We start from the raw sequence: 13204 nt of genomic DNA on the forward strand, positions 1-13204 counted from the left end.
TGAAATAAAAAGATTTACCATACGTCTTCTTCATAATTTAGTTATTTACTAATTGAATTTTATAAAGCTTGACCTTATTAAGAAAGACAAACTGTACGTTTAGGAAGTCTGTACAAACTGATCAAAAAAATAGCTTAAAAAAGAAAGAGCCCCGCTAGATGTGATAGCGGGGCTCTTCAATATGTTTAAATTAAAAAAGTTTTTCAATACTCTGTTCGGCATAGCCAGCACTTGCTGTCATTCCCTTCCCTCCAATGCCGGTTCTAACATGTATTCTTGGGCTAACGTCGATTTCAAGAATATGATCTTTGTGTTGCGAATAATAACCTGCCCAAGAAGATGAAATCCAGGTACGCTCCATTGGAATGATACGGTTGGCTTCCGCAATCATCAATTCATTGATATAGGAATTTACTGAGAAGCCCAGTTCATCCAATCTGTTTCCCGCTGCATATTCATGCGAATCACCGATAATAATACTACCATCCGTGGCCTGTTTAAATAGGATATGAATTCCATAATTGCGTAGCTCCTGATAGTAATCAGGCATTGGAATTGTCTGAAACGAAGGGCAATATTCTTCAAAACTCTCGTATCGACGAATGGTCAACCCAGTTAAGATATTCCCAGGAAGATGAATATGAGCCAAAGGCTTTGTACGCATCATTTGCAACTTGCTAATTTCAAGCCCGCTATTATCAAACAAGGAACGATATAAAATTTTAAACTCGTATCCATTGCAGATAAGCAATTTCTTCCCTTCAAAGTTTTCTAGCGTACTGCTCGTGACAAAAACAGCATCATTTTTATCCTCGCAGGCCACAATTGTCGTATCGTATTTCAACGTATAGTCCACAAACTTATTTTGCATATAAATATGCAGCTGTCTAATCATTGACTCGGGTTCTACACTGAGTTCCTGCGGAAAAAAGATAGCCTCTTTAACATAATCAGCATTCATTACGGGATATTTCAATAAAACCTGTTCCTTTGACCAAAGTTCATGATCATATCCTTTTCCCTTATAGTGCTTAGATAACTCGTGAAGCACCTGAACTTCATCACTATCCGAAGCAATATAGATGCTGCCGTTATTTCTAACGGATATATCCATCTCTTTCTGAATAGACTGATATATTTCAAGTCCTCGCACACCATAATCAAACCATTCACCGGCCATCCCCGATGGCACTACTTGTCCGAAATTACGAACAGTAGATCCCACGGGGAAATTATCTTTTTCGAGTTGGAGCACGCGTAATCCCATTTGTAACGCATGATAGGCATGAAAGGTCCCTAAAATCCCACCCCCAACAATAATTAAATCATATGTATTTGTTTTCATCTTTATAAATAGAATATCATAAAAAAGTATAGTTAACTAATTTGCACTTCTCCTTTTGTGGTATGCCAAGGGGCCAACAACTCATCATCACTTCCTTTCATCTGTTCTTTTTTTCGAATAAAATAGAGTAGAGAGAAGATACCCAAAATAGCTCCGATAATAGAGGCTAAAAAGACCAATTGAATAAAGTAATTTCCCCAAGTAACAGAATTTGGCATAAATTCTTTGTTTACCAATATCAGAAAACTACCCAAATAACCGATTGAGTCAGCCATATACATAACAAAACCAATATTACTTTTCATACGATATGTTGCGATCATTCGCTCAAAAAATATGGCATTGTAAGGAATGTATGCCATATACAAGCCCAAACCGACGAGCAACATCCAACTTAAACCGTCAATCCATTGTTTCGTAAACAAATAGGTAGAAATACCTGCAGTCAGAAAACCTATAATGATCATATAGTGGATCAACTTGAATGCTTTAAGATTATTTTTAACCATGATTAGACAACTTACCAGCAGCAGTACAATCAAGGAGATAGTCCCATCAACTTTTGCAAAAATGCCTGCCCCTTTCACATGTAACATTTGCCAGATTTCAACCTCAAAATTATCGCGTACATCACGTAAAATAGTAAGCATGGTGTAAACGATAATAGTCAAAACGATACCCGGCATAAAGGTTTTAAAAAAGTGTTTTCGCATTTTACTATCCATCGCAATGCGCTCCGTCCGTAACTTCTTGTCCTCTTCTGTTGGCCCTGGAGCATTTTCCAATATCCATACACACAAAACAAAGGGCAGAAAAAACAGCAAACCCGTCAAAAATGGCATCCAAAACTCGTTAACATGAAAAGAAGACATCAACCACCGCCCAACCGTTTTTATCAGTCCTGACGCGAAAATCAAGCTCACAGACATCACTGCCCCCATAATCTCTGTAAACCGCCTTCCTTCTAAATAGCTAAATACCAAGCCCCAAACCATTCCCAATGGAAAACCATTGATAAAAAGAAAGACAACATTCCAAGGTCTCGGACAAACTGCAAATGCCAAAAGCCCTATCCATGAAATACAAATCAAACCGATTAAATACCGCCCTCTATTACGTTGTTTACTTTCAGAGATAAATTTAATGCCATAAAACTTGGACAACAAATACCCCAGCATTTGAATGACCACCATACAGACTTTATAATCGACACCAAAAATAGTATCATTTGCAAAAGCAGATGCCGTAAATGACTTTCTAAATGAATACATACTCGTGTAACATAAAAATGCTGTAACAGCCAGAACAATAGCCACAGATTTCTCATCCAGTCTATTTATGCGTCTTTTTATTCGTTGGTTTAACTCCATCATTTAAACTTGTTAACAGACCTCATTGTCCGCAATCAAAAGTAAATTTTGGAAATTAACACAAGACTAAACTTTTGTTAAGTATTTATAAACAAATATAAGCATCCCTTTGCGATACGAAAAGTATAAAATAAAAAAAGCATCATTGAATGATTCAATGATGCTCTGACAATTAACATGTTATCCTCTATTTCTTATTTTCAAAAAAGTATACAATTAGCATGACGGCCTTTTCACTTCCAACATTACGCGGTGTATGTGACAATCGCCCATTAAAAAAGATCGAATCGCCCTCTTCTAAGCTAATTGTTTGATCATTGAAGATGTACTCAACCTGTCCGCTAATGATATATTTATATTCATAGGCTTCGGTCTCAACCATTGGTCGCTGTGCATCTGGAAGCAATTCCAAAAGAACAATATCCATTGTTGAACTATCCATCGCAGATGTAAAAATCCTTTTATAATGGAAACCTATCGCCGACTCTTTTTCAAACGGACTATAAGTATCTTTTTTCCGAACGACCACGGGGCCTGAATCCAATTCAGAATTAAAATCTTTAAAAAACTCATTAAGATCAATATTCAGTGCATTGATGATATTAATCAATACGAGTAAGGAGGGTATTGTTCTGTTATTTTCAATCTGCGAAATAAGTCCCTTGCTTACCCCCGCTCTATCAGCAACTTCCTGTATGGTAATTCCTTTTTCTTTTCGAATTTCCTTAATCTTATTGCTAATCTTGAATATCGTATTATCTTCCATAATTTGGCCAAAAGTAAACATTTTTCCTATGTCGTGTATATTAAGTTTTTATCACTTAATCATAGGTCACCTATAAAATTATGATATTTCACTGTTATCAGAAAACTGCGGTTCAATAATAGGCGATCTTTTTCATCTTCTATCCTTCTGAGACTTGTTGAACACTATTGGTAAACTTTAACCCAGTCAACACGCATCTCAACAGGCAGCTGGTCTTGATTGACCTCCCCTACCCAACTTCCGCCCAACTGTTGGTCAATCAATAGATAAAAGGGTTGATCATAAGGCCACTGAGCGGGGTCTACTCCATTAACCCGTGGATAAGTAAAGGTATCAACTCCATTCACCTGAAATACAATACGATCGGGATACCAGCTTATCCCATACGTATTGTACTCTTCCGATTTGATCGAAGCGGTACCAAAATGTTTGGGATTCTCCTTTTGCCCCAGATCTAAGGTATAGTATGAGTGTGTTGTCTGGTAAATGATATTGTCAAAATTAAGATGTTCCATAATATCAATTTCACCATTTCTCGGATACTTTCCATACTTGTCCAACTCTGCCAACATCCACATGGCGGGCCAGGCCCCTTTTGCACTTCCAAGTTTAGCTCGGATTTCTATACGTCCGTATTGAAAAGCAAACTTTCCCTTACTCCATATCCCGCCTGTCAAAAATGGCCTCGAATCTTTGTCTTGATTTGTATTTTTAATTCCTCTAAGAATTAACGCACCATTTTCCCATCCAAAACAGGCGTCATCTGTACTCATGTGTTTATTCCAGTCGGCTCCGCCTGCTGGAATCCGGGACCATTTACTACTGTCTAGCTTAGGGGAATTAAAGTTCTCTTCCCATACCAGTTTCCATTCCTTAACCTCGCGATCTTTCTTTTGCACATATACATAAGGATGATCTTTGGGACGATAATGAACACTACATGCAGAAAACAACAGATAAAAAAAACTTAGGCCTAGGACTCTTTTCATGATTAAAATTAGTGGTTTGCTCAGAAAAATGATTTAGGCCTAAATTTAGACATAATTTACCATACCTGACATCTCCACTAACAATTAAGAGGGACTAAAACGTAAAGGAAAGAAGAAATGCGATTTTTTGATATCCTTAAAACATAGGATGTGCGTTTGCTGCATTTTTAGGAACATCTTGCTGTGCATCCCAATGCTCCACAATTTTACCTTTTTCCAGCCTGAAGATATCAATAGTCGATTTGAGACTACCATCTGGATTCTTATTTTTTAGGTGAATGAAAACCAAATCTCCATCCGACGCAATGTGTTGTACATCAATCTTCGTTTTGGGCTGCCCTTCAAACCATTTCGCCGCAGCGAGCTTAAATGCCGCTGCTCCATCCGCAACAGAGGGATTATGTTGGATATACTGAGGGGAAATGTACTTATCAACTGCAGAAACATCCTTATCACCAAACATTTGCTGATAAAAATCTAAAACGATTCTTTTATTCTCTTTGTTTTCGTCAAGTTGTTTTTGCGCAGCCTCCTTTGATTCATTTGTCTGCGGCTGCTGACAACCCAGCGTTAGCAATAAAACAGAGAAAGTCATGACCTTAACTATTGTTCCATTTTTCATCTTTAAATCTATTTTTAATTGAAGTCATCGATTCACACCCCACATTAACACAATCCAATTTACCTAAATTATACAATATATAAGGCTTTTATCTGAGGTCATTTACACTATAAAATATTGGCATGATAATTGGATTTATCGCTATAGTATAATATTCAGAAATATACATTTCATAAATTTAGGTTAATAATTGGTTAGGTTAAACACCTGAAGTCCCCAACTTCAGGTGTTTTTTTATATATTTTCGAAAATCAATATTGTTGTAAAAACAAAAATGCCAATTATAGCTTTTATTAATCTAGTTCAATAAAATTCCTTATTGCTCGATGTAACTTTACATTAGTTAAGAAAATAAAAATATCAGATATGGAAAATAGAATATTAGGACTACATCACATTACCGCGATAGCCGATAATGCAAAGCGAAATCTTGATTTTTATACGAAAGTACTGGGCGTACGCCTTGTCAAAAAAACAGTTAATTTCGACGACCCTGGGACCTACCACTTCTATTTCGGTAATGAACAGGGCGAACCGGGAACGATCCTTACGTTTTTCCCTTGGGAAGGTATCGGAAAGGGTACACCGGGAGCGGGAATGGCAACTCATATTGGCTATGCGGTACCTCAAGGGAGTTTGGATTTTTGGAAAAATCGTTTAGGGGAACATCAGATTAGTTTACAGGAAAATGAAATTTTTGGAGAGAAGCTAATTTCATTTAATGATCCCGATGGATTGCAGCTTCAGTTTATTGAAACGAAAGATGATAGAAAGGCATGGACAGCGACTGACATCAATGCCGAACACGCACTAAAAGGCTTCCATAATATCACGCTTTCTTTAAAAGAAGCAGATCCGACACTAAAAGTATTGACCGATATTTTGGGTTATTCGCTCCAGCAGCAGAATGATAATCGTTATAGGTTAACAACTGATAGCATTGATACGGCTAATAGCGTTGACATAATAGCGGATAAAAATCTGCCATACGGCAAAAATGCAGCCGGCACAAACCATCATGTCGCATTTCGGGTAAAGGACGACAATGTTTTGATGGAGTATCGTGAAAAGGTGCTTTCAGCAGGGTTAGATATCACACCAAAAATAGATAGAGATTACTTTTTCTCACTCTATTTTCGTGAACCTGGTGGTGTCTTATTTGAACTCGCTACGGACAATCCCGGATTTACAGTAGACGAGCCGCTATCCAGCTTAGGATCGGCACTGAAATTACCAAAGCAATATGAAAGCTACCGTTCGCAGATTGAACAGACATTGCCAAAAATCGATTAATTAAATTATATAAACATCATTCTACAAACGAGGAAGTTATGGAAAGAACTGAAATTGTATTAGACAAAAATCAACGTGGAGAGCTTCAATTATTCTCCGATGAACGCAAAGCAGGTTTAATGAGTATCGCTATCATTGACGGTAATCTCGTTGTTTACCATACAGAGGTGGACGAAGCCTATGAGGGAAGAGGATTTGCAAAAATACTGCTCGAGAAATTGGTAGCTCATGCGCGCGAAAACAACATGAAAATTGTTCCATTATGTCCTTATGTAAATGCGCAGTTTCATCGTCATCCAGAACTATATCAAGACGTTTGGTTTAAAAAAACGGTATAAATTACCATACATGAAAGGATAAAATGAGTCATTCAATAAATATTAAAACAGCTGGGCAAAGTTTGGAACAGGCAAAAAAAGCCATTGTGATGATCCATGGTCGTGGGGGGAGTGCAGAAGACATCCTTGGCATGTCATCCTATCTTCATGTCGATAATTTTGCACTACTTGCACCGCAGGCAGAAAATCACACTTGGTATCCCTATTCTTTTATTGCTCCCGTACAAGAGAACGAACCTTGGTTGAGTTCCGCAATTGATCTGATCGATCATACGGTTAAACTAGCTTTAAAGAGTGGGATACTCGCCGAAAACATCTATTTTTTTGGATTTTCTCAGGGTGCCTGTTTAACACTAGAATACCTTGCACGGCATGCGCAGCGCTATGGTGGGGCTATAGCAATTATAGGTGGCGTAATCGGTGAAGAAATTAACAGGAATAATTACAAGGGTGACTTCGCGCAAACGCCTATTTTTATTGGCACTAGCAATCCTGATTTCCATGTTCCTCTTGAACGCGTTGAAGCTACAGTATCCATCTTAGCACAAATGAATGCCAATGTAAAGCTCATGGTATATCAAAACGCGGGGCACTCCATCAATCGCGAGGAGATCGATCTTGCAAATGAATTTGTTCTTTAAGAAATAAAGGCGTGAATCATTAGTAAGGAATGATCCATTGGTTGTTGATTAAAATGATTAATCAACAACCAATTTAACGCATTATACTTTTGGGTATTTATAACCGTTATGATAAACAGAAGCTAAGTATTTATTTGCTTTCTGATCGGTAAAATGCTGTTTATCTTTATCCCAGTAGAGTTTTTGTCCTGTCCTGAATGCAATATTTCCCAGCTGAGAAAAGATGGCAATATGCGCCCCCACTTCAATTGGTGCATGAAGTACCTGTGGATTACGTTGGCGAATGGCGGCTACAAAATTTTCCATATGTTTGTCCAACCCATTATCTAAAGAAGGTTGGATAGTGACCGCTTCCATCCTTCCTTTTTCTGGAATAACCTCCCAGCCCGATCTATTCAAGACCAGCGTACCATTGTTACCAATAAATGCGACACCGTGATTGCGGTTATAAGGCCCGAGATCAATTCCTTTGGCATGTTCCCATTGGATATTGAAGCCATCAAACTCATACACAGCAGTCATCGTATCAGGCGTTTGGCCTGCATCGTCCGGGAACGCAAACTTACCTCCAGAGGCCATAATAGATTTTGGATCGGAAACCTTCATCCCAAGTAAAGCATAATCCAACATATGCACGCCCCAATCTGTCATCAAACCTCCTGCATAGTCCCAAAACCATCGAAAATTAAAATGGAATCGATTCGAATTAAATGGTCTTTTTTGTGCCGGACCTAGCCATTCCGTATAATGTACACCTGCGGGAACCGGTTCATCGGGCACTATGGGAATAGCACTTTTCCACCCTTGATAAGACCAAGCTTTTACCAATCTTATTTTGCCCAATTTACCAGAATGAACAAAATCAATGGCGTCCTTGAAATGTTGCTGACTTCTTTGCCATTGCCCGACTTGTACAATAGCCTTATTCTTTTTTGCTGCCTGAACCATTAATTCACATTCAAGAATGGAGTTACCAATAGGCTTTTCGACATATACATGCTTTCCAGCATTTACGGCATCTACCATTTGCAGGCAATGCCAATGATCCGGTGTTGCAATAATGACCGCATCCACAATCGAGCTATTGAGCATCTTCTTATAATCTACAAACGTTTCGACATGTATATTTCTTTTTTGAAGTTCTTCTGCCCTCTTTTTAAGAATATTTTCATCCACATCACAAAGAGCAGTACACACCAAGCCATCATTCTTTAACAATGCATTCAAATCAGACCAGCCCATACCATTTACACCAATTAATCCAACCCGGATGGATTGATCTAAAAAATATGAACCTTTAGCATTAAAAAAAAATGATGATGCAGCTAAAACAGTAGACGTTTTGATAAAATCTTTTCTATTCATTGGATATTGGTTTAAGTTTTGTTTTTACTGGATATCATCTAAATTCTCAATACGAGCAGAATACATATGCTTAGATGAATGCCCTAAATAAGAATGCTTTCTTTATTATTAAAAACAAATTGCTTCGATGAAAATACAAAAATGAATCTAGGTGCTCGCAAAAAGCATTGTAAAATATATATAGACAAACCTAGCGTAACCCTATGAAAAAAACGAAAAAATGGTCGAGTTAGAATCACTCGACCATACATCTACCTATGAAAAACATGCCCTTGGGAGCGGCGGTTGAAGTTAATACTAATTTCACTAAGAACAAATATTTAGAACAAATATTTATCTAAACAATTAATAATAACATTAACAACAACATCATGAGTTGACCATGTTACATTGATTGGCGAGATTGTGTTTTATTATACATTTATGTTCGATAAATTCCTTCCTCTAACGCTGTTCCAATCAACATCTTGTTAAAAAAAAGGCCCAGTTACACAACACATTTTATATTTCATTAAAAAAAATAAAAGATTAATCATTTATTATGACTACCTTGCCGCACTTAATTAAAAATAATGAATACAGGTAAAATTAAATTTTTCAATGAAACTAAAGGTTTTGGTTTTATTACACCAGAGGATGGTAGTGCAGATGTTTTCGTACACGTTTCTGCGCTTAAAAATCAAGTATCTGAAGGCGACGTTGTTACTTATGATGTAGAAAGAACTCCAAAGGGGATCAGCGCTACAAATGTAAAATTGGCGTAATCCAAAAAATACACTTTCTTGTTAATGGGGTAATTCTTAATGACTTATCCCATTTCTTTTTCCTATTCTTCCTTTACAATTTTTCAGCAATCTTTTACTTTTCCGTTGAAGACTTTTAGTTTTCAAATAAAAAGCATAAAAAGGATTCTCAAAGGTTTTATTTAAGACAAATTCGAACATACTATTTATGGAATTTAAACAACTCAGTTTAATCGCTCCGCTTTTAAAAGCAATAACCGAAACAGGCTACACACACCCCACTGCAATTCAACAAAAAGCTATTCCAATTGTATTGCAAGGCAACGATCTTATTGGTTGTGCACAAACGGGAACCGGCAAAACAGCCGCTTTTGCACTTCCGCTTTTACAACGTCTTGAAGAAACTAAGACATTAGGTAAGCTCGTTCCGATTAGGGCTTTGATCCTTACGCCAACTCGTGAACTAGCCATTCAAATTGGAGACAATATAAACTTATACCGGAAATATCTAAAACTAAACTATTGCACTATTTTCGGTGGAGTAAGCCAAGAAAAGCAAGTTAAAGAAATCAAAAAGGGTGTTGATATTCTTGTTGCTACCCCAGGCCGGTTACTGGATTTGATGAATCAAAAAATAGTTTCTCTGGATAAAATCGAGATCTTGATATTGGACGAGGCGGACAATATGCTGGACATGGGCTTTATTCATGATATCAAAAAGATCCTGACCAAAGTTCCTTCAAAGAGACAGACATTGTTTTTCTCGGCGACAATGCCTCCTAATATCCGTAAATTCGCACATGGGATACTACATAAACCTGTCGAGGTTGACGTCACACCGGTAAGCTCAACGGCTGAGAAAGTAAATCAATCTGTATTTTTTGTAGAAAAGAAGGAGAAGATCAGATTATTGACAAGCATATTAAAAAAGCTGAAGCATGAGCGCACTATTGTCTTCTCCCGCACAAAACATGGTGCCGATAAGATCGTTAAGCTGCTTGCGAAAAATGGCTTGAGAGCAGCAGCCATTCACGGAAATAAATCTCAAAATGCAAGACAAAAAGCTTTAGGTGAATTTAAGGACAGTCATCTTAAAATTTTGATCGCTACCGATATTGCTGCAAGAGGAATTGATATCGAACAACTACCGCTTGTGATTAACTATGATCTTCCCAATGTACCGGAAACCTATGTTCATCGAATTGGAAGAACAGGAAGAGCTGGTCAGGAAGGAAAAGCCATTTCTTTTTGCGATGTAGAAGAAAGACCGTATTTAGCTGATATTGAAAAATTGATCGGACTAAAAATCAAGATAGAAAAGATCAATAAATAGATCTTTATAATACCTTAAGTAAAAGCCCCTAGATTATTGAATTTAGGGGCTTTTACTTTTTATTTATGGTTTGCGATCTGCCATCAACAGGGTCGATGGCGTGAAAGGAAGCCAATTTACTTTTTTATTGACAACTTTGTTCCAGCTGGGCAGGCTGATCAACATTAAGTCCTGGTCCTGCCAGGTCTCACTATTTAATTCTCTTTCAGTTATTGTGAGATGGTTGGGAACAAGCTGTTCCAATTGCCTCAATTTCTCCTTGAAGCTTTCATTGGTCTTCAGCACTTGGTTGAGATCCCAAACTATGATCTGAGCATCTGAATGCTGAATCAGACGTTTTATCATTTCACATAGAAATTCATCATTTTTTAAAACGACAGGAACAATCACTCGCTTCGCCTTCACAAACTCTTTATCAATCAAAATGCCTACCATCGCATTAACTTTGGCATTGATCTGTTGATTTCTATCAAATGTCATAAAAGGAGATTCGGCATTTGTAACCGTATGGAATAACTTTTCAGGATTCACAATACGCGTAGTAAAATCTAAAAAACGTCCCAGTAAGCTTCCTTCATAAATTGATTCACTGACACCCAACAATAATAAGTCCTGATTTCGCTCATTGGAGGTTTGTACAATCTCGCTGTCGATATCACTGGAGATTTTAAAGATTGTCTGAATAGGTTGCTCGAGCTGCTGCGCTACCTGCTTGATTTCACGGAAACTATCCAGCTCCTGGGTTTCCACTTCATAATGATGTAACTCGTTGGCAGGTTCAATATGTAAAGCCGTAATTTCAGCGTTCTTTTTTGATTTTAAGGTTAACGCATCAGCCAGATACAACAGTGAAATCCCGGTATTACTTTTCGCAAAAGACAATAGAATCTTAAATTTTGATTTATCCAGGAGATCTTCCTGTAATAAACTCTTCTTTGGTCGATAAAGGAAATTGATCAGATCCAAAGATGGCCCTGTCATAAAAGTGGTGACCAATGCCATAACAACCATCATCGAAAATAATTCAGCACTTAAAACGCCAAGATCGTATCCAATATTGAGGACGATAAGTTCCATTAACCCGCGCGTATTCATCAACGCGCCGATACTCAGACTATCTTTCCAGCTTTGACCGACAAAACGCGCCGCCAACGTGCTACCTGCAAATTTACCAATAACCGCGACCAAAATAATACCAATGGTAATCATCCATAACTGAGGATCATTAAGTAGACCGATCTGCGTACGCAGTCCAGTATAGACAAAAAATAAAGGCAACAACAACAAAGTAGAGACATCTTCGATTTTTTCAATGAATGCTGTTCTGAATCGACTTCCTTCGGGCATGATTGCTCCCGCCATAAATGCACCAAAAAGTGCATGAATACCGATTACTTCGGTTGCATAAGCAGATAACAGCAGGACAATAAAGAAAATAGCAACAACAGGCTTACTTAGGGCTTCTTTACTCCCTTTTACCTCTCCAACGCGCATCAAAAATGGACGAACGATCTTAATCATAATGAGCACATAAGCAACAGCCAGCCCGATTGTATACAATGCACTAGCAAAATCACCGGCTTTGACAATTGCAATTACGACTGCTAGAATACACCAAGCTGTAATATCGTCTGCAGCAGCGCAGGTAATCGCCATTGCACCTAGCTTACTTTTCTGCAATCCTCTTTCCTGTATAATTCTAGCAAGAACAGGAAACGCTGTTATGCTCATGGAAATACCAATAAACAAGCTATAAGATAGAAACTCTACATTTGTAGGTGGATGGAATAGGTATAAAAAATAAGCCAATGAAATTCCCAACGTAAATGGGATCACAATGCTCGCATGAGAAATGACAACAGCATCATGCGCTTTATTTCGCAGCACATTCAAATCCAGCTCCATTCCAATGATAAACATAAATAAGATTAACCCAATTTGACTCAAAAACTGCAAATTACTGAGCGATTCTACAGGAAAAAGTGTATGCGAAAATTCCGGAAAATAGAGCCCCAGCAATGATGGTCCCAATATGATACCTGCGAGCATCTCTCCAATTACGACGGGCTGCTTAATCTTTATGCAAATCCATCCCATGATACGTGCAGCGATAATGATTGTCACGATTTGCGCCAGTAATATCGCTAGCGGATGCTGCAGACTATGGAATAAAGTTGATGTAAAATCCTTCCAGGCGCCTTGACTTGTTTTCTCTCCACGTAGTAGTTCTGGAGCCTCCAGCTGTGCCCCCAAATGAATCATCCAATACATCACACCAAGTAATGTACCAACTAAAACTACATAGAAAATTGTATTCCTATATTTCCTCATCTTCAATAGCAATTAAAATAAATATAATGACAATAGCATACTAAGTCCCGACCAATATTCTTTAAACA

12 protein-coding genes are annotated in these 13204 nt (G+C 37.8%); 5 read left to right on the forward strand and 7 right to left on the reverse strand.

Annotation, left to right across the window (positions count from 1 at the left end):
• Positions 1-190: 190 nt before the first annotated feature.
• From M2419_RS00865 to M2419_RS00885, 5 genes are all read right to left on the reverse strand, one after another.
• Complete coding sequence (locus tag M2419_RS00865) at positions 191-1345, reverse strand: TIGR03364 family FAD-dependent oxidoreductase (protein WP_259254058.1); 1155 nt, start codon at positions 1343-1345, stop codon at positions 191-193.
• Between the two features lie 32 nt (positions 1346-1377).
• A complete protein-coding gene (locus M2419_RS00870) occupies positions 1378-2718 on the reverse strand; it encodes a DUF5690 family protein (protein WP_259254059.1) in 1341 nt (446 codons plus the stop codon).
• 184 nt (positions 2719-2902) lie between these two features.
• Positions 2903-3481, reverse strand: coding sequence for a helix-turn-helix domain-containing protein (locus M2419_RS00875; RefSeq protein WP_153846761.1), 579 nt, complete (start codon positions 3479-3481; stop codon positions 2903-2905).
• A 164-nt stretch (positions 3482-3645) separates the two neighbouring features.
• A complete protein-coding gene (locus M2419_RS00880) occupies positions 3646-4470 on the reverse strand; it encodes a glycoside hydrolase family 16 protein (protein ID WP_153846760.1) in 825 nt (274 codons plus the stop codon).
• A gap of 136 nt (positions 4471-4606) precedes the next feature.
• Entirely contained in the window at positions 4607-5092 is a 486-nt protein-coding gene (locus M2419_RS00885; RefSeq protein ID WP_153846759.1) for an ester cyclase, read from the reverse strand.
• Between the two features lie 366 nt (positions 5093-5458).
• Here M2419_RS00885 and M2419_RS00890 point away from each other — a divergent pair, with 366 nt between their 5' ends.
• From M2419_RS00890 to M2419_RS00900, 3 genes are read left to right on the forward strand one after another with little or no spacing between them, the layout of a single operon-like run.
• Positions 5459-6385: a ring-cleaving dioxygenase gene (locus tag M2419_RS00890; RefSeq protein ID WP_259254061.1), complete on the forward strand. Its 927-nt coding sequence runs from the start codon at positions 5459-5461 to the stop codon at positions 6383-6385.
• Between the two features lie 38 nt (positions 6386-6423).
• On the forward strand, positions 6424-6723 hold the full coding sequence (locus M2419_RS00895; RefSeq protein WP_153846757.1) for a GNAT family N-acetyltransferase: 300 nt from the start codon (positions 6424-6426) through the stop codon (positions 6721-6723).
• 23 nt (positions 6724-6746) lie between these two features.
• The gene (locus M2419_RS00900; protein WP_153846756.1) at positions 6747-7364 is read left to right on the forward strand and encodes an alpha/beta hydrolase; all 618 of its coding nucleotides are present in this window, start codon (positions 6747-6749) and stop codon (positions 7362-7364) included.
• An 81-nt stretch (positions 7365-7445) separates the two neighbouring features.
• On the opposite strand, the gene M2419_RS00905 is transcribed toward M2419_RS00900, so the two are convergent.
• On the reverse strand, positions 7446-8729 hold the full coding sequence (locus M2419_RS00905; RefSeq protein ID WP_153846755.1) for a Gfo/Idh/MocA family protein: 1284 nt from the start codon (positions 8727-8729) through the stop codon (positions 7446-7448).
• 572 nt (positions 8730-9301) lie between these two features.
• Here M2419_RS00905 and M2419_RS00910 point away from each other — a divergent pair.
• Positions 9302-9493 carry a cold-shock protein gene (locus tag M2419_RS00910; protein WP_046672944.1) on the forward strand — a complete coding sequence of 64 codons (192 nt, stop codon included), beginning with the start codon at positions 9302-9304 and terminating at the stop codon, positions 9491-9493.
• A 187-nt stretch (positions 9494-9680) separates the two neighbouring features.
• On the forward strand, positions 9681-10805 hold the full coding sequence (locus M2419_RS00915; protein ID WP_153846754.1) for a DEAD/DEAH box helicase: 1125 nt from the start codon (positions 9681-9683) through the stop codon (positions 10803-10805).
• Positions 10806-10868: 63 nt separating this feature from the next.
• Here the strand turns inward: M2419_RS00915 and M2419_RS00920 are convergent, their stop codons facing one another.
• Positions 10869-13136, reverse strand: a complete 2268-nt coding sequence (locus M2419_RS00920; protein WP_153846753.1) for a cation:proton antiporter — start codon at positions 13134-13136, stop codon at positions 10869-10871.
• Between the last annotated feature and the right edge of the window lie 68 nt (positions 13137-13204).

This window comes from Sphingobacterium sp. BIGb0116 (assembly GCF_024808035.1).
Taxonomy (GTDB): Bacteria; Bacteroidota; Bacteroidia; order Sphingobacteriales; family Sphingobacteriaceae; genus Sphingobacterium; species Sphingobacterium paramultivorum.

What these genes read in the sequence shown, in the direction of transcription:
- M2419_RS00920 (WP_153846753.1), bottom strand. Translation starts at nt 13,136, where the DNA reads ATGAGGAAATATAGGAATACAATTTTCTATGTAGTTTTAGTTGGTACA.
- M2419_RS00915 (WP_153846754.1), top strand. Translation starts at nt 9,681, where the DNA reads ATGGAATTTAAACAACTCAGTTTAATCGCTCCGCTTTTAAAAGCAATA.
- M2419_RS00880 (WP_153846760.1), bottom strand. Translation starts at nt 4,470, where the DNA reads ATGAAAAGAGTCCTAGGCCTAAGTTTTTTTTATCTGTTGTTTTCTGCA.
- M2419_RS00890 (WP_259254061.1), top strand. Translation starts at nt 5,459, where the DNA reads ATGGAAAATAGAATATTAGGACTACATCACATTACCGCGATAGCCGAT.
- M2419_RS00910 (WP_046672944.1), top strand. Translation starts at nt 9,302, where the DNA reads ATGAATACAGGTAAAATTAAATTTTTCAATGAAACTAAAGGTTTTGGT.
- M2419_RS00870 (WP_259254059.1), bottom strand. Translation starts at nt 2,718, where the DNA reads ATGATGGAGTTAAACCAACGAATAAAAAGACGCATAAATAGACTGGAT.
- M2419_RS00865 (WP_259254058.1), bottom strand. Translation starts at nt 1,345, where the DNA reads ATGAAAACAAATACATATGATTTAATTATTGTTGGGGGTGGGATTTTA.
- M2419_RS00905 (WP_153846755.1), bottom strand. Translation starts at nt 8,729, where the DNA reads ATGAATAGAAAAGATTTTATCAAAACGTCTACTGTTTTAGCTGCATCA.
- M2419_RS00875 (WP_153846761.1), bottom strand. Translation starts at nt 3,481, where the DNA reads ATGGAAGATAATACGATATTCAAGATTAGCAATAAGATTAAGGAAATT.
- M2419_RS00885 (WP_153846759.1), bottom strand. Translation starts at nt 5,092, where the DNA reads ATGAAAAATGGAACAATAGTTAAGGTCATGACTTTCTCTGTTTTATTG.
- M2419_RS00900 (WP_153846756.1), top strand. Translation starts at nt 6,747, where the DNA reads ATGAGTCATTCAATAAATATTAAAACAGCTGGGCAAAGTTTGGAACAG.
- M2419_RS00895 (WP_153846757.1), top strand. Translation starts at nt 6,424, where the DNA reads ATGGAAAGAACTGAAATTGTATTAGACAAAAATCAACGTGGAGAGCTT.